Genomic DNA, 17,374 nt, shown 5'->3' with positions numbered 1-17,374 from the left:
TCGGGGCTCCGGTTGCCCCGGTCGCCGTCGCGTGCGCGCTCCCTCCCGGCAGCATCCTGCATTGATTCGCGATATCGTTATTTGATATCTCATTATGTGCGAACGATCTGCGGTGCTCCCCTGTGACGATCATCCCCGAACGGACTCCTACTAATCAGATGTGAGATACTCGGCGCTCGCCCAAGCGCCTGAGCTGTCCCTGATCCGCTGCCCCACTCCCAGGAGGAGGCCCCTATGCCCAGGTCGACCCGATCCTCGATGCGCCGCGCACTGCCGGCGACCGCCCTGGTCGCCGCTGCCGTCGCCGTCCTCGCCGGTTTCCTGCCCGGCTGCGGGGATGACGATCCTGCCAGCCCCCAGGGCGGCACCCCGTACCGCCTGGTGGCACCGCTGGAGAACGCCGTCACCGATGTGCCGCTGCTGGCCAACCAGCCGACCACCGTCACCGTCACCCTGCAGCTGCCGCCGGACATTCCTCTGGTGACAGCAGCCGAGATCGACATCGCCGCCACGCTGGACCATGTGCGCATCGACGGCATCCCGCTGTGGAAGCTGATCGCGCGCAAGATGTCGCGCCTGCTCGGCAAGGCCGACGACATCGGCGCCACCGCCACCATCCGCGTGGGCAGCGATCCCCTGACGGTGTGCGAGTCGGGGATGTCCTACGGGCCCTTCATGGTCAGCCACGGCACCGCGCTGGTGGTCGATCCCCCGACGGCCACCGCCGACGACGCCACGATCGACGTAATCAACATGGGATCGATGGTCCTGTGCATCACCATCACCGCCAACATCGACGCCACACTCAGTGTCGATGCGGTGGCGATGGACATCACCGAGGGCCGCTGCGCCTCGCCCGCCAATTTCGCCGGCACCTGGACGGGCACCTACAGCTGCGGCAACAGCTGCGTGGAGCCGTTCGGCGGCGATATCCAGCTGGTCATCACCCAGGACGGCACGCAGGCCAGCCTGACCGACGACGGCGGCGACACCTTCACCGGCGTGGTCTGCGGCGACAAGTTCACCTTCGAGCGGTTCGGTGAATTCTCCACCGAGCGGGGCACCCTGACCCTCGAATCGGACGGCTCCGCCACCAAGCGCTCGACCTGGCGGAGCAACTCGCCCCCGTACTGCGGCGGCGACTGCATCGACTACCTGACCCGTTCAAGTGGCGGCGGCGACTGCACGCCGCTGCTGATCACGAGCGGCCAGCCGCCCAACGGGCGCATCAACCAGGCCTACTCGTTCGTGCCGACAACGAGCGGCGGCGAAGGACAGGTGACGCGCTGGGCCATCCCGGTCCTGCCGATTCCGGGGCTGGAGACCCAGAACAACGGCACGCTTTCGGGCACGCCGACGGGCGCGGCATACGGCAACTGGGAGGTGCGCGTGACGGTCTACGACCAGTGCGATCCCGAGGCGCAGGTCGTCAACCAGACGTACACGATCTCGATCACGGAGTAGGGGCGGCGGACAGCGACGGATAGCGAAGATAAGTGAGCGGAGCCGGTCCCCAGGGCCGGCTCTGTTTTCATCGCACGGAGTTGCTGGCGCGTACTTGCGCCGGCGCAAGTCGAACCGGAAGATCGCCTATCCCAGCGTGCGCCGGAACAGGTTCCCCACCTTGACCTTTTCGTACCCCTGTCGCAGGTAGAACGCGTGCGCCCGGGTGCGGGTCACGTTGGAGTGCAGCACGACGACGGTCACGCCCTGCGCACGGGCCCAGGCCTCGGCAGCCTGAAGCAGGCTGGCGCCCACCCCTGCACCCCGCCGCCGTTCGCCGACCACCAGGCCCACGACCTCGACGCAGCGGTCGCTGTCGAGCTGGCGGCGAACCGCCGCGTGCACCCAGGCAATGGCCCTGTCTTCCTCATCGACAGCCACGAGCACCAGATGCTCCGGGTCTGCCAGCAGCGGCGCCAGCCTCAGGTCCAGTTCCCCCGTCGACGACGGATAGCCCAGTTCGCCGGCCAGCGTGGCCAGTTCGTTCGCGTCGCCGCGGCGCGCGGGGCGGATGTGGGCGGCGTGCGTCATGGTCGACCCCTTGGTCCCGACTCCTCACCTGAGCAACGTGATCTTGAGCACGTCGACCTGGCCCTCCGCGCGCGTCTCCACGAAGTAAAGCCCGGACGGCACGCCGCGGCCCTCGCCATCCGCACCGTCCCAGACCAGCCGGCCGCTCGCGGCGGCCACCGCGCCGTCGTGCAGCGTGCGCACGAGCGCGCCGCGGACGTCGTACACCTTCACCGCCAGGAGGCCGGGGCGGGGCAGCGTCCAGTCCACGGCGACGGACGGGTTGAAGGGATTGGGATGGGCCGAGACGGCAAGGGCGCCGGGCGCTCCGGGAACGGCCGATTCGCCGATCCACAGGCAATCGGGCACGCCGAAGTAATGGAGTACGTCCCAGAGCAGGCGCGTGCGAAGCACCATCGGGGCCGGGGACTTGACGTCGGGGTGGATCACGAAACTGAGGTCGTGGTTCATGGACACGACGCGGCCGGAGCCGTTCACGTTCAGGATCGCCGCTGCACAGGGGTACGGCGTCGTCACGCCGTCGGGCGCGGTGAACTGGGCCAGGCGCACGGCGCCTCCGTACGGCACCACATTGTCGAAGTCGTTGATGGCAAGGCAACCGCCGTAGGCGATCCAGCTTTCGACCGACGTGAACACGGGATTCGCTGCGGTCCTGACCACCAGCGGCGCGGTCTGGCCGGCGATGTTGTCGCGCACATCGGTGTCCTGGAAGGTCACGCCCATGCGGTCCTCCAGGAAGGTGCGGGCCGTGGAGCCGGAACCGTACAGGCTGCTCGCCAGGTCGTCGCCGGTCATGAACAGGTCGCGGCCCCCCAGCGCAAACCACGCGTTGAGCAGGCCCAGGTCATTGCCCGGATCAGCGGCAAAGTCGCCGTTCGAGAGGGTCAGCGAACTGACGTCGCCGGACGTATAGAGCATGTCCGTGTAGCCGGCGATCTGGCTGACCGTCGCCCGGCCGCCGAGTCCGTTGCCCACGCCGGTGGTCGGCGCGTGGGTATCGAACACGTCCAGGTCGACGCCCGACACGAGGCAGAGTTCGCGCAACGCACCGTACCACTCGTCCTCGCCCCCGGCGAAGCCGGCGTCGTTCCACAGCAGCAATCGCGGCTGCGTGCCCTGGGCGTCGTGGATCGACGGCAGGCCGCTGACCGAGAACGTGCTCGGGTACGCCTGCGGTTCCGGGTTGCCGAAGCCGCTGCGATCGACGGGGAGGTAAGCCGTCCGGCTGTCGCCGGCCACGTGGTCCGTGGCCGCGAAGTAGTAGTGCAGCAGGTCGCCGGGGAAGATCATGCCTGTGTCCGGCAGGTCGAAGTTGTAGCGGTTGGCCACCCATGCGCCCGCGGCGGTGTAGGTCAAGCGCCCGCTGACCGGGCTCGCCGGCAGCGAGCGGTACGGGTCGAACAGCGGATTGCGGCGCGCGAACGTCCAGTGCATCACGGGCATGTCCAGCGTGCCGCCGGCACGCGGCGTCGCGTCGATCCAGATCGAGTCGCCCGGGTCGTTCCGCAGGTGCGTGCGCGCCGCGATGTTGGCGGCCATGTCGAACCGGATCGAGTTGGCGCCCAGGTTGGCCAGGTCGATGTCGCCGATCGCGGGGAAGCCGTCGTTCGCCAGGCGGTATTCCGTGGCGGCGATGCGGGCGCCGCCCGTCGGGTAGATCTTCACGCGCACGTTGTCGAAGTACGGCGCCGGCGTGCCGTTGGTGCCGTCGCCGTAGCCGAACTGCCAGCCCAGTTCGTAGACCCCGAACATGACCTGGCAGTGCGTGGCATCGGGATCCACCAGGTCGTCCACGATGTTGACCGAACGGAGGTAGTTAGGGCCGCCGTAGTAGACTGAACTGCGACCGTCCCACGGTCCGGGCCAGATCGTGATGTCCCCCCGCGCTTGTTCGCACAGCCCAGGTATAGAAAATGCCCGGCGTGTCGTTGGCGATCAGCAGCTCGTGCTTGTAGACGTCGAACGCGAAGGTCATGCCGTCCATGGTCGGGTCCGGCCAGGTCATGATCGGCGAGTAGACCGAGTTCTGCAGGTGGTACGTCGGACCGAGCGGGCCGCCCGTGTTGTTCACGATGTAGCCGCCGGGCGGGCCGTAGTCGTTGCCTGGTCCGCCGACGGTGCCGCCCGTGCCGGGAACCACGAGGCCGTCGTCGATGAAGGCGACCAGATTCGAAAAGTTCGAGGCGCAGTCGTCGGCGTCGCCCAGCCTGGTCCACACGCGCGCGAAATCACCCACGCCCACATTCGGGGTCGTCCGCCAGTCGGGACCGATCGTGCCGTCCTCGAGGTTCTCGGTGTAGGGAGTCCCGTTCAGCGTCACCGTAATGTTGTCGAGGCGGGCGGCGCCGTTCGTTGGCCACAGGCAGTCGCCGTCCGACCAGGCGTTGTCGGAATCGAAGATGAAGGCGACGGCAATGTCGGTGCCTTCGTACCGCTCGACCGGGGTGTAGGTGAACGTGTAGTCAACCGCTGCCGTGCCGACGCCGTCCCAGGACTGGCCCTGGCCACCGGTGATCGGCTCGAAGGACGGGTTGGCAGCCGTACGTCGCTGCAGGGTGATGAAGTCATAACCCGGTTCGCTGTCGTACACGAGGTTGGCCTGGACGCGAACAGTCGCGGCCCCACCGACGGTCTTGCGGAACTCGAGGATGTCGTGCCAGTTGTTGTGGTAGCCACCGTACACGTCGCCGACGCCGCACGACGCAATGGCGATGTCACCGCACCAGGCCGCTTTGCCTGACAGCGGAGCCACGACGCCGTAGGTGTCGACATGCCAGTGGTTGGCTGGGCTTGTCTCGTCGATCGAGGACCACCCGTGGGGCAGATGGCCGGCGCCGTAGGGCCGCGCCGCAGCCATCTCGAAATCGCCGCGGTACGGGAACAGCCCGCCCGGGCCCATCAGGTCGATCGTGTCGACCACGGCCTTGCCCGGCACCCCGCCGAAGTACATCACCGGCTGTGCGGTGCGGTGGAGTTCGGCGGCCCCGGTCGCCGAAGGGATGCACAGCGCGGCGCACGCGGCCACGCACAGGGCGAGGATCGGCTTGGGGGCGGGCATGGCGACCCTCCGTGTGGTGGGAGCACGGGCGAACAGGTGCCATGGTGCCGGTGTGCGAGCGCCGGCTGGGCGGGAGCAGGACAACGCGTGGCGTCAGGCCGCGCGCCCGCGCCATGGCGGGCAACGTCCTGATTATACGGAATCGAAACGGCTCAGGACAACGAAATCGCCCCGGCGGCGTCGAAAAAGGCACTCCTCACCTGAGCAACGTGATCTTGAGCACGTCGACCTGGCCCTCCGCGCGCGTCTCCACGAAGTACAGCCCCGACGGTACTCCCCGGCCATCGCCATCCGCACCGTCCCAGACCAGCCGGCCGCTCGCGGTGGCCACCGCGCCGTCGTGCAGCGTGCGCACGAGCGCGCCGCGGACGTCGTACACCTTGACCGCCAGGAGGCCGGGGCGGGGCAGCGACCAGTCCACGGCGACGGACGGGTTGAAGGGATTGGGATGGGCCGAGACGGCAAGGGCGCCCGCCGCTCCAGGAACGGCCGATTCCCCGATCCACAGGCAATCGGGCACGCCGAAAAAATATAAAACGTCCCTCAGCAGGAGCGTGCGCGTCCCGAGCGGGGACAGGAACTTGGCTTCGGGGTGGAGCACGTACATGAGGTCGTGATTCATGGACACGACACGGCCGGAGCCATTCACGTTCAGGATCGCGGCTGCGTACGGATACGGGGTCGCCGTGCCGTCGGGCGCCGTGAACTGGGCCAGGCGCACGGCGCCGCTGAAAGGCACTACGTTGTCGAAGTCGTTGACGCCGAAGCAGCCGCCATAGGCGATCCAGTTGTCGGTCGTCATGAACACCGGATTCGCAGCAGTCCTGACCACCAGCGGCGCGATCTGTCCGGCGATGTTGTCGCGCACATCGGTGTCCTGGAAGCTCACGCCCATCCGGTCCTCGAGAAAGGTGCGGGCCGCCGGGCCCGAGCCGTACAGGCTGCTCGCCAGGTCGTCTCCGGTCATGAACAGGTCGCGGCCGCCAAGCGCAAACCACGCGTTGAGCAGGCCCATGTCGTTGCCCGGGTCACCGTTGAAGTCGCCGTTCGAGAGGGTCGGCGAGCCGAGGTCGCCGGACGTGTAGAGCATGTCCGTGTAGCCGGCGATCTGGCTGACCGACGCCCGGCCGCCGAGCCCGTTGCCCACGCCGGAAGTCGGCCCGTGGGTGTCGAACACGTCCAGATCGATGCCAGACTCGAAGCAGAGTTGGCGCAACGCACCGTACCACTCGTCCTCGCCCCCGCGGAAGCCGGCGTCGTTCCAGAACAGCAATCGCGGCTGGCTGCCGTGGGCATTGTAGATCGACGGCAGGCCGCTGACCGAGAACGCGCCCGGGTACACTTGCGGTTCCGGGTTGCCGAAGCCGCTGCGATCGACAGGGACGTACGCAGTCCGGCTGTCGCCGGCCAAGTGGTCCGTGGCCGCAAAGTAGTAGTGCAGCAGGTCGCCGGGGAAGATCATGCCGGTGTCCGGCAGGTCGAAATTGTAGCGATTGGGCACGACCGAGCCGACCGCCGTTCGGGTGACGCGTCCGCTGACCGGGCTCGCCGGCAGGGTGCGATAGGGGTCGAACAGGGGGTTGCGGCGCGCGAACGTCCAGTGCATGACGGGCAGGTCCAGGGTGCCGCCCGGCCGCGGCGTCACCTCGATCCAGATCGAGTCGCCCGGGTCGTTGCGAAGGTGCGAACGGGCCGCCACGTTGGCCGCCATGTCGAACCGCACCGAGTTCCGGCCCAGGTCCGCCAGGTCGATGTCGCCGATGGCCGGGAAGCCGTCGTTCGCCAGGCGGATCTCCGTCGCGGCGATGCGCGCGCCTGCCGTCGGGTAGATCTTCACGCGCACGTTGTCGAAGTACGGCGCCGGCGTGCCGTTGGTCCCGTTGCCGTAGCCGAATGCCCAGCCCATCTCGTAGACGCCGAGGGCGACCTGGCACGAGAGTGCCCCTGGCTCGACCAGGTCGTCCACGACGTTGACCGACCGCACGTAGTTCGGGCCGCCGTAGTAGACGAAATTGCGGTCACGCCAGGGTATGTGCTCCGGAATCGAGACGTCGCAATCGTCGCAGGTGCGCACGGCCCAGGTGTAGAAGATGCCGGGTGAGTCGTTGGCGACCAGCAGTTCGTGCCGGTAGACGTCGAACGCCAGGCTCATGCCGCCCATGGCGGGATCGGGCCAGGCCATGACCGGCGAGTGGATCGCGTTCTGCAGGTGGTACGTCGGCCCGAGCAGGCCACCGGTGTTGTTCACGATGTAGCCGCCCGGAGGACCGTAGTCGTTACCCGGGTAGCCGATGGTGCCTCCCGTGCCGGGGACCACAAGACCGTCGTCGATGAAGGCGACCAGGTTCGAGTAGTTCGAGGTGCAGTCGTCGGCGTCGCCCAGCCGGCTCCAGACGCGCGCGAAATCGCCGACGCCCACGGCCGGGGAGTTCGTCCAGTCGGGGCCGATCACGCCGTCCTCGAAGTCCTCGAGGTAGGAGATCGCATTCATCGTCACAGTGATGTTGTCGAGGCGGGCGGCGCCCGAGGTCGGCCAGTCACAGTCGGCATCCGACCAGACGTTGTCCGAATCGAACAGGAAGGCCACGGCCACGTCGGTGCCTTCGTACAGTTCGGCCTCGGTGTAGGTGAAGGTGTAGTCGACCGCAACCGTGCCGGTGCCGGTCCAGGACAGCCCTTGGCCCTCGACGATCGCCTCGAAGTCGGAGTGCGCCGCTGTGCGGCGCTGCAGGGTGACGTAGTCGTAGGCCGGTTCGCAGTCGTACACGAGGTCGGCCTGCACGCGGACGGTCGCGGCCGCGCCTACGGTCTTGCGAAACTCGAGGATATCGAACCAGTTGTTGCCGTAGCCGCCGGCCGGATCGCCGGAGCCGCACGAACTGAACGCGATGTCGCCGCACCAGGCCGCGTTGCCCGCCAGCGGGGGCACGACGCCGTAGGTATCGACATGCCAGTGGGCAGACGGGGCCGTCTCGTCGTCCGAGCGCCAGCCATCTGGCAGCAGGCCCGCGCCGCCCGGTCGCGCAGCGGTGTTCTCGAAGTCGCCGCGGTAGGGGAACGCGGTACCCGGACCCATCAGGTCGATCGTGTCGCCGATGGCCTTGCCAGGCACCTCGCCGAAGTGCATCGCAGGTTGGGCGGCCGGCAGTCGATCGGCAGCCCGGGCTGTCGGCACGGCGCAGAGCCCGGCGCACGCGGCCACGAACAGGACGTGGATCAGCCTGGTGACGGGCATGGTGCCCCTCCGTGTGTCGGGTGCACGGGCGAAACGGAGCCATGGCGCCGGGCAGGCGCGAGCAGGACGACGCATGGCGTCATCCGCGCGCCCGCACCATGGCAGGCAACGTCCTGATTATACGGAATCGATACGGCAGTAGTCAGGGAAATCGCCCCGGAAGCGGCTATTCCTCCAGCTTCGGGGCGTCGATGGCCACGCCGCCCTTGTCGAAGGCGATCGTCGGCGTCATGTCCCCGCCCTGGGATTCCATCATGTTCGCGGCGTTGATGGTCCAGATCGAGGTGCGACCCTCGACAGCAGGCGCGTTGCTGCTCAGCACGTTGCCGGGCACGGTGATCTCCATGCGGATGTCCAGCTCGCTGATCGACGCCATGAGCTTGCCCATGGCCTCCATGGCCCTGGCCGGGTCTTCGCCGGCAGCAGCCGGGTCGTCCTCGTCGGCTTCGACGGCTTCCACCGGCTCCGGCGCCGGCGGATTCGGGTCGGTGATCATGGTCAGGATATAGTTGCCGTCTTCGGTGCGGCGGATGGCCATCACCTGGTTCTCGCCGGACTGCATGACTCGCGAAAGGCCCGTGACGTCCTTGAACGTCATGACGATCGCCAGGTCGTCGCGGCCATCGACATTCGTGCGCTTGTACGACTTGATGGTGACGCCGTTCGCCTTGGCGAGCTTCTCCATCCTGGCGCGATCGAAATCGTCGAGCGTGGGCGCCTTCTCGCCGTCCTCGTCCGACTCGCCCATCGCGGCGATGGCCTCGGCGACTTCCCGGGACATGCCGTAGTTCAGGGTGCAGGTGCCCGAACCGTCCGCATCGATGACGATCGTGGAGCGGAGCTTGACGCATCCGGCCAGCAGCACGAGGACGGCGACGAGGACGAACATGGAAATCCTGCGCATGGCTTCCTCCAGGTGACGGTTACGGCTCTATCCGAGGCTTTGCAGGGAGGAGCCGATCCGGATGGACCGGCTCCCCCGAATGGCAACCCGCGGCAACGGGCGCGGTCTCGATACTGATCAGCGCCGGCTCAATAGTCCAGGCTGCCGACGAAGTTGTCGATGTAGTACGGCGCCACCTTCACGCGCGCCGTGGCGGCCCACAGCTTCATCTGGGCGACGGCGTAGGCGTCATCGTCCTCGGCGAACACATATCCCACCTGGTCGAACCCGAGCATCTGGTAGTAGGTGAAGACGCCGTTGGCCATGGCCGCGGTGCCGTCATAGCTGTACTTCCTGGTGTCCGAGGCCAGGGCAATGACGCGGCCCACCTTGGTCAGTGCCGTTCCGAAGGCGCCGATCTGGCAGGCGTCGAAATTGAACGACATCTTCGTGCTGCCCACGCTCGTGAACATGCCGCCGAACCAGGCGCTGCTGATGTAGTAGAGGTCGGTCGTGACCATGTTGCCGCGCGAGCCGTGGCCCGAATAGGCGAACGCGATCTCGTTGCCGGCGATGCTCAGCGAAGCCAGATTCGCCACGGCTGCCTCGATGGCCGACTTCGTCGCCGCCAGGTTGAGCAGGGTGGTGACGGTGTAGCCCTGGCCCTGCAGGTAGTTCCGCCAATCGACGGCATCGTCGTCGCAATAGGTCAGGTCGTTGGTCGTGCCGGCGTAGTCCGAGATGCCGATGACCAGCGCATACTTGGCGCCGACCTTGTCCGGCGACGCCGGCGTCACCGTGAAGACGTCGGCTTCGGTCAGGGTGAACTGCTGCTGAACGGCCTCGGGCCGCTCGTCGATGAACTCCGGACGCTGGAACTGGGCGCCGTCGATGGTGGCGGTGTCGGCGGGTGAGGTGGGCTGGTCAGTGCTGCAACCCGACAACAGGGCAGCAAGCAGCAGACCCAGGACGAGGGTGAGCTTCCTCATGGGTTTTGTCCTCTCGCAAGGCAGGTCAGGGTGATGATTCCCGTGCCGCGGGTGAACGCCTCCACACACCGGCCTAAGCCAGCACCCTGCATCCATTATCCACGATCCGGCAGTGCAGGGAAGGGGAAATATCAAGGGCGCGGACCAATGGCCCGCGCCCTGTTGCCATTCCGTTAACGCGACTGAAGCGCGCGTCTACTGCTGTTTCAGCAACTCCCTGACCGCCGCCTCGAGCTGCTGGTCGCGCCCCTTCGTGAGCACGTCCGGCTCGTTGCGCACCAGCACGTCGGGCTCGAGCTGCGTGTTCTCGCAGAACTTGCCGTCCTGGCCGCGCCAGCCGCCCATGGGGATGCCGAAGCGCAGCGAGGGGTCGATCTGCGGCTCCCACCAGACGAAGGTGCCGGTCCCGGGCACGGGCATGCCCAGCGTGCGGCCCACGCCCTTGGTCTTGTAGGCCACCGGGAAGAGATGCGCGTCGGAGTAGTTGCTCTCGCCCATGACGACGATCGAGGGCTTGGTCCACTTGTCGTACGACTCGGACCCCACGAACTGGCCATGCGGGATGATGTCGAAGTAGGCCTTGCCGGCCAGGAAATCCGACAATTGCTCATGGATATTGCCGCCGCCGTTGAACCGCGTGTCGACGACGAGGGCCTCGCAGCCGATGTTGCGGCCGAGCGCCTCCTCGAACACATGGCGCATGCTGGCGTCGTTCATCGACCGCACATGCACGTAGCCGACCTTGCCGCCGGACAGGCGCGACACCTCGTCGCGCCGGTTGCGGACCCAGCGCTTGTAGAGGAGCTCGTTCTCCTCACCGGGGTTGATCGGCTTGACCTCCTCGTCCCACCGCTCGCCCTTGGCAGGGTCGAGCACCGACAGCAGCACGCGCTGGCCGATGCGCCGGTTCAGGTGCCGGGCCCAGTCGGCGTCCGCCGCCACGGGCTGGCCGTCGATCTTCTCGATCACGTGGCCGGCGCGCAGCCGCAGCGAGGACTTGTCGCAGGGGCCGCCGGCCACGACTTCGGCCACCTTCAGGCCGGCGCCCGTGAACGCGTCGTCGTAGAACAGGCCCAGAGATGCGGTCTGGTCGCCCGTCGGCGACGTCGGCCGGTAGTAGCAGCCGGTGTGCGAGGCGTTCATCTCGCCGAGCAGTTCGCTGAGCATCTCGGCGAAATCGTAGTTGTTGTTGATGTGCGGCAGGAAGCGGCGGTAGGCGGCGTGATAGCCGTCCCAGTCGACGCCGTGCAGGTCCTGCACGTAGAACTTGCGCTTCAACTGGCGCCAGGCGTGATCGAAGATGTAGGCCCGCTCGTCGCCCTGCTTCAGCACCATCTCGCCGCCGGTCTTCAGCGGCTCGACGCTGCCCTTCTCGGCATCGATCTTCTTCGCCTTGCCGCCGGCCAGCAGGACCAGGAACTTCCCGTCGGCCGAAAGCTGCAGGTTCTCGACCCGGGCGCCGACCTTGGCCAGCTGCGAAGCCTCACCTGTCCGCGTCTCGACCACCCACACGTCGTGGCCGTCCTCGAACGCGGTCAGGTAGAAGAGCTTCTCGCCGTCTTCGGCCAGGACCCAGTCCGTGGCCGGCGAGTTGTGGGTCGTCAGCCTGACGCGACGCTCGGCCAGGCCCTCGCGGTCGATCACGACGTCGGCGGGCTTGTCCTTGTCCTTGTCCTTGTCCTTTTTGTCCTTCTTGCTCTTCGCGTCCTTGCCTTCGTCGCCCTTCGCCTCGTCCTTCTTCTCTTCCGCCTCCTTCACCAGCGCGAAGTCCTCCTTGGACAGGCGGAAACGCTCATAGGCCGCGCGCTCGAAGAACAGCGCGTGCACGTCCCAGGTGAACGCGCTGCCGCCCTGCGAGAGGGAGCCGTCGCGATTCGTGCCCCAGACCATCGCCTTGCCGTCCAGGGACCACTTCGGCAGGATGTCGTCGTAGCCGCTGTAGGTGAGGTTGGTGACCGCACTCTTGCCGTCGGCCGCCACGAGGCCGATCTCCGGCGTCATCACGCGCTGCGGCAGGCCGTACTGCACCAGGAACCACTTCCCGTCGGGCGACCACTGGTACCACTGGTCACCGTCGGCGTAGGAATAATTGTGGTCTGCCGGCAGGACCAGGCGCGACTCCTTCGACGCCAGGTTGACGACCTTCAGCGCGACGCGGTTCTCCAGGTACGCGATCTCCTTGCCGTCGGGCGAGAACGCGGGCTGGAATTCCTCGGCATCGGTGGCCACGACCGACTCGGTCTTCAGCACGGTCGCAGCGTGGAAGTAGGGCTCGGCGTCCCGCGCGATGGACGTCGTGGTGATGTTCCAGCTCTGGTCCGGCTCGGCGGCGTAGACCAGGGTGCGCCCGTCGGGGCTCCAGCCGGGGCTGCGCTCCTGCCAGGGCGTGTCGGTGATGCGCTTGGTGACGCCGCCCTCGACGCTGCTGACGAAGATCTCGCCGCGGAAGACGTAGGCGAACTCCTTGCCCGAGGGCGCCAGCACCAGGTCGGACAGGTCCTCGTTCACCATCACCACGCGGTCGAGGATGGCGCGGCCGTCGACACCCACGCGCACAGCCAGCTTCACGGGCTGGGCGCCGGGCTTGAGCGTGTACAGCTCGCCGTCGAAGCTGAAGCAGAGCGTGCCGTCCTGTGCCCGCGTGAGGAAGCGCACCGGGTGCTTCGTGAACTTCGTCAGGGCCGTCGCGCGCGACGGGTCGGCCAGCGAGCCCTGGTAGACGTTGAACGAGCCGTCGCGCTCGCTCAGCCAGTAGTAGTCGTCGGCGCCGGCGCCGAAGACCGGGTTGCGGTCCTCGGCCGGGTGCGTCGTCAGCTGGCGGTAGGCGCCGGACTTCGTGTCGTACACCCAGATGTCGCGCGTCACAGAAGATGTGTGGTGCTTGCGCCAGGGACTCTCGACGCCCTTGTAGTCGTGGTAGAGCAGCTGCTCGCCCCGGACGTCGACGTTGTTCGCCGGAATCGGCAGCACGCGCGTGATGCGCCCGCCGGCCACCGGCACGCTGTACAGCTCACTCATGGCCCCGGTGGGGAACTGGGCGTTGCTGGCCGGGTCCTGCCGGGCGGCCGAGAACAGCACCGCCTTGTCGTCGGCCGTGAACGACGAAGGCATCTCGCCCGTGGAGTGGAAGGTCAGCCGGCGCGCCTCGCCGCCGGTCGACGGCAGGACGAAGACGTCGAAGTTGCCGTACCGGTCCGAGGCGAACGCCAGGCTGCTGCCGTCGCGGCTCCAGACCGGGGCATACTCGTAGGATTCGCTGATGGTCAGCGGGCTCGCAGTGCCGCCGCCCGCAGGGACCGACCACAGGTCGCCCTTGTACTCGAAGACGACGGTGGCGCCGTCGGGGGAGATGGCGGGGTAGCGCAGCCACAGGGGCGGCTCGGCGGGCGCGGCCAGGGCCGGCACGGCGACGGCCAGGGCCAGCGCCAGCACGAGGGCAAACGGCGACTTCATGGAACGGGCTCCTCGGGGAACGAGTGGCGACGGGGGTCGTGTCGCGTGATTCTACAGGAACGGCCGACAAACGCGAGCGGGTCGGCGCCAACTCACGAATACGCGAAACCGGCGCCGCGGGTTGCGGGGCGGCCGCCAGGAGGCAGGATGGAAACCGTTGCGGTGGCCGGGCGGATCCGCGGCGCCCTCTGGGGCCTGTTCGTCGGCGATGCCCTCGCCATGCCGGTCCACTGGTACTACGACACCGCCGCGCTGCGGCGGGATTACGGCGTGGTGCGTGATTTCGCGGCGCCGCACCGGGAACATCCCGGTGCGATCATGTCGCTGGCCAGCACCGGACGCGCCGGGCGGGGCACGCAGGAGGGCGAGGTTGTCGGTTCGGTTATCCTCAAGGGCCGCAAGCACCTGTGGTGCGAGCCGAACATCCACTACCACCACGGGCTGCGCGCCGGCGACAACACGCTCAACCTCCTCTGCGCCCGGATCCTGCTGCGGTCGCTGGCGGCCAACGGCCGGCACGACCCGGCGGGATTCCTGGACGACTACGTTGCGTTCATGACCGCGCCCGACGCCCACGGCGACACCTATGCCGAATCGTACCACCGGGATTTCTTCGCCAACTTCGCCCTCGGCCTGGCGCCCGCTCGCTGCGCGGGCGCCGAGGGCCACGACACGGCCTCGATCGGCGGCCTGGTCTCGCTGCCGCTGGTGATCCTGGCCGCACACGCCGACCCCGGCCGCGCCGAGTCCGAACTGCTCGCGCAGCTGCGGCTGACCCACCGCTCGCGGCAACTGGAGCGGTACGCCCTGGCGCTGGGGCGGCTGCTCCTGCAACTGGCCTCGACCGATGTCGTCGACGCGGATCGGATGCGTGCGCTCGCCTGCGAGACCGCCGCCGGGCTCGGCAAGCCGGTGGCGTCGTGGGTCGAGCGGGCCCTCGCCGGCGAGCTGTCCGACCTGGAGGTGATCGGCCGGCGGCTCAGCCCCGCCTGCTACATCGACCAGTCGTTCCCGGCCGTGCTCTACCTGGCGGCGCGCTACGCCGGCGACCTCGAGGGCGCACTGGTCGCCAACACCAACGTCGGCGGCGACAACTGCCACCGCGGCGCGGTGCTGGGCGCCATCCTGGGCGCGGCGCACGGCGTCGGCGCCATCCCCCCGCGCTGGCTGGCCGGCCTGGCGGAGAGGGCCGCCCTGGAGACGGAGATCGAGGCGTTCACGGCGCGCTTCGCCTGAAGTTGATGACGGCAAGCTCCCCGGAAGGCATGATCAGGTTCCACCCCGACCGGAGAGCCGAACATGAGCCAGAGACTGTCGCCCCCCGACCTCGCCGTGCTGCGCTCCGCCTTTCCCGCCCTGGCCGGCGACGTGGCGTTCCTGGAGAACGCCGGCGGCTCGCAGGTGCCCGCCTGCGTGGCCGACGCCATGCACCGCTATATGCGTGAGACCTACGTGCAGCTGGGCGCGGGTTACGAGCTGTCGCGGCGCTGCACGGCGACGGTCGACGCCGCGCACGACTTCGCGCGCACGTTCGTCAACGCGCGGCGGGGCCAGGCCATCATCGGCCCCTCGACGACGGTGCTGCTCAACCTGCTGGCCTCGTGCTACGCGCAGGTGCTGCGGCCGGGACAGGAGATCATCCTGGCCGAATCCGGCCACGAGGCGAACCTCGGCTGCTGGAAACGGCTCGAGCGTCAGGGCGTGGTCATCCGCTGGTGGCGCGTGGACACGGAAACGTACACCTGCCCGCTGGAGGGGCTGCGCGGGCTGCTGAGCGAGCGCACCGCGCTGGTGGCGCTGCCCCACGTCTCGAACCTGCTGGGCGGCATCGTCGACCTGCCGGCGGTGGTGCAGGCGGCACATGCCGTCGGCGCGCGCGTGGTGGCCGACGGCGTGGCTTATGCGCCGCACCGCGCCATCGACGTCGACGCCTGGGACGTGGACTGGTACGTGTACTCGACCTACAAGGTGTTCGGGCCGCACATGGCCGTGCTCTACGGGCGCGATGACGCGCTGGCCGAGCTGCCGGGCCCCAACCACGACTTCATCCCCCGCGACGACCTGCCCTACCAGTTCGAGCCGGGCGGGGCCAATCACGAGGGTTGCGCGGGGCTGCTGGCGCTGGGCGGGTACCTCAAGCTGCTGGCCGGCGCCGGGGCGGAGGCCGCCTGCGACCGCGCCGTGGTCGAGGCCGCGTTCGCCCGCGCCGCGGCCCTGGAACAGCCGCTGACGGCGCGACTGCTGGCGTACCTGGGCAGCAAACCGGGTGTGCGCGTGATCGGTTCGCCGGTCGCCGATGAAGCCCGCGTGGGCACGATCAGCTTCCGGCACGAGCGGCAATCGGCGCGCGGGATCACGGCCGCCGTCGACGCCAGCGGGGTCGCGATCCGCTGCGGGCACATGTACGCCTATCACCTGTGCCGGGCCCTGGGCATCCCGGCCGACGACGGCGTGGTGCGCGCGAGCTTCGTGCACTACAACACGCCGGCCGAGATCGAGCGGCTCATCGGCGTGCTCGAGTCGGTGCTTTAGGTCAGGCCTCGGGCGCTTCCGGCGAGCCCCGCAGCTTCACCGGCGCGTCGCCGCGGCGCGCGCGGATCTTCAGGTTCAGCATCTCGACGAACACCGAGAAGCCCATCGCGAAGTAGATGTAGCCCTTCGAGATGTGCTGGCCGAAGCCGTCGGCCACGAGCGACATGCCCACCAGCAGCAGGAACGAGAGCGCCAGCATCTTCACCGTGGGGTGATCCTCGACGAAGCGGCTGATGGCGCCGGCCGCGACCATCATCACCAGCACGGCGATGACCACGGCGGCTATCATCACCGGCAGGTGGTCGGCCCTCGAGGTTGTGGTGGATCTCGAACGTCGCCTTCGCCAGCAGGAACAGGCCGCCGGCGACCAGCACCAGGTCGCGCGCCGTGATGGCGTGGCTGCCCACCGTGAACAGCTCGGCGGTCAGGTGCGCGAGCCAGGCGAGCGAGGCCAGCAGCAGGATCCGGGTGGCCATGGCCGCGGCCAGCCCCAGCGTGCGGGCGCGGGCGCGCTGCGCCTCGGGCAGCCGGCCCGAGAGGATCGAGATGAAGATGATGTTGTCGATGCCCAGGACGATTTCCAGGCTGGTAAGGGTCAGCAGGGCGATCCAGGCCTGGGGGTCGGTGATCCACTCCATCGGTCGGTTCCTCGGGAAAGTGTGGGTGACGGCTCGTTGCCGGGGCGCGCGGCAGGGCGGCCGGCGGCGACATCCTAGCATCTCCCGGCAATGCTGCAAGGAATGGCCCTACCGCGCCAGCATGAATCCGATCCCCACGCGGCTGACCTTCCGGTCGTAGTCGAGCAGGCACTCGCCGTAGCCGTGTGAGACGGTGAAGACCATCCAGGCGTTCTGCTCGTTGGGCAGCCGGTGGCTCAGGTTCAGGCTGGCGTAGCCCCGGCCCGTGGCGGGGTTGCCGCGCACCATCAGGTGGACCTGGTGGGACGACGGCCAGCGGTAATATGCGTGCAGGTCGACATAACCCAGAAAATCGACGATGGCGGGGTTGTCGTCGCCCCGGTTCGACTCCGGGGTTTCCTTGGCGGGCTCCGGAATGCGCCAGCGCAGCTTGGCGCGCAGCAGGAGCCGATCGCGCTGGTAGTGCGGCGCCACATAGACCTGATTCCACGAGCGGGAGAGCGCGTCCCGTTGGCCGTTCGACTCGTGCTCGATACCGGCGTCCGCGCCGAC

At 68.3% G+C, this 17,374-nt stretch carries 11 protein-coding genes and 1 pseudogene; 3 read left to right on the top strand and 9 right to left on the bottom strand.

What is annotated here, in order from left to right; translation table 11 throughout:
• Positions 1 to 234 precede the first annotated feature (234 nt).
• A complete protein-coding gene (locus tag IPG61_20045; protein ID MBK6736310.1) occupies positions 235 to 1,464 on the top strand; it encodes a hypothetical protein in 1,230 nt (409 codons plus the stop codon).
• 126 nt (positions 1,465 to 1,590) lie between these two features.
• Here IPG61_20045 and IPG61_20040 read toward each other — a convergent pair whose 3' ends face one another.
• The 7 genes from IPG61_20040 to IPG61_20010 form a co-directional block, all read right to left on the bottom strand.
• Positions 1,591 to 2,034, bottom strand: a complete 444-nt coding sequence (locus IPG61_20040; GenBank protein ID MBK6736309.1) for a GNAT family N-acetyltransferase — start codon at positions 2,032 to 2,034, stop codon at positions 1,591 to 1,593.
• A 24-nt stretch (positions 2,035 to 2,058) separates the two neighbouring features.
• Complete coding sequence (locus IPG61_20035) at positions 2,059 to 3,828, bottom strand: hypothetical protein (GenBank protein MBK6736308.1); 1,770 nt, start codon at positions 3,826 to 3,828, stop codon at positions 2,059 to 2,061.
• A 22-nt stretch (positions 3,829 to 3,850) separates the two neighbouring features.
• Positions 3,851 to 5,092 carry a hypothetical protein gene (locus IPG61_20030; GenBank protein ID MBK6736307.1) on the bottom strand — a complete coding sequence of 414 codons (1,242 nt, stop codon included), beginning with the start codon at positions 5,090 to 5,092 and terminating at the stop codon, positions 3,851 to 3,853.
• 196 nt (positions 5,093 to 5,288) lie between these two features.
• Entirely contained in the window at positions 5,289 to 8,327 is a 3,039-nt protein-coding gene (locus tag IPG61_20025; GenBank protein ID MBK6736306.1) for a hypothetical protein, read from the bottom strand.
• A gap of 166 nt (positions 8,328 to 8,493) precedes the next feature.
• The gene (locus IPG61_20020; GenBank protein ID MBK6736305.1) at positions 8,494 to 9,231 is read right to left on the bottom strand and encodes a hypothetical protein; all 738 of its coding nucleotides are present in this window, start codon (positions 9,229 to 9,231) and stop codon (positions 8,494 to 8,496) included.
• Positions 9,232 to 9,359: 128 nt separating this feature from the next.
• A complete protein-coding gene (locus IPG61_20015) occupies positions 9,360 to 10,199 on the bottom strand; it encodes a caspase family protein (protein ID MBK6736304.1) in 840 nt (279 codons plus the stop codon).
• A 195-nt stretch (positions 10,200 to 10,394) separates the two neighbouring features.
• Positions 10,395 to 13,652 (bottom strand): PD40 domain-containing protein, encoded by a 3,258-nt coding sequence (locus IPG61_20010; protein ID MBK6736303.1) that lies wholly within the window; start codon positions 13,650 to 13,652, stop codon positions 10,395 to 10,397.
• A gap of 147 nt (positions 13,653 to 13,799) precedes the next feature.
• Here IPG61_20010 and IPG61_20005 point away from each other — a divergent pair, with 147 nt between their 5' ends.
• On the top strand, positions 13,800 to 14,888 hold the full coding sequence (locus IPG61_20005) for an ADP-ribosylglycohydrolase family protein (GenBank protein ID MBK6736302.1): 1,089 nt from the start codon (positions 13,800 to 13,802) through the stop codon (positions 14,886 to 14,888).
• A 63-nt stretch (positions 14,889 to 14,951) separates the two neighbouring features.
• The gene (locus IPG61_20000; protein ID MBK6736301.1) at positions 14,952 to 16,184 is read left to right on the top strand and encodes an aminotransferase class V-fold PLP-dependent enzyme; all 1,233 of its coding nucleotides are present in this window, start codon (positions 14,952 to 14,954) and stop codon (positions 16,182 to 16,184) included.
• 1 nt (position 16,185) lies between these two features.
• On the opposite strand, the pseudogene IPG61_19995 reads toward IPG61_20000, so the two are convergent.
• Positions 16,186 to 16,822, bottom strand: a pseudogene (locus IPG61_19995) (TerC family protein).
• Between the two features lie 108 nt (positions 16,823 to 16,930).
• Positions 16,931 to 17,374: phospholipase A (locus IPG61_19990; GenBank protein ID MBK6736300.1), on the bottom strand; the 444-nt coding region annotated here is incomplete at its 5' end.

This window comes from bacterium (assembly GCA_016703265.1).
GTDB lineage: Bacteria > Krumholzibacteriota > Krumholzibacteriia > LZORAL124-64-63 > LZORAL124-64-63 > CAINDZ01.
Note: the sequence above shows the minus strand (reverse complement) of the source record. Positions and strands in the feature narration are given on the sequence as shown.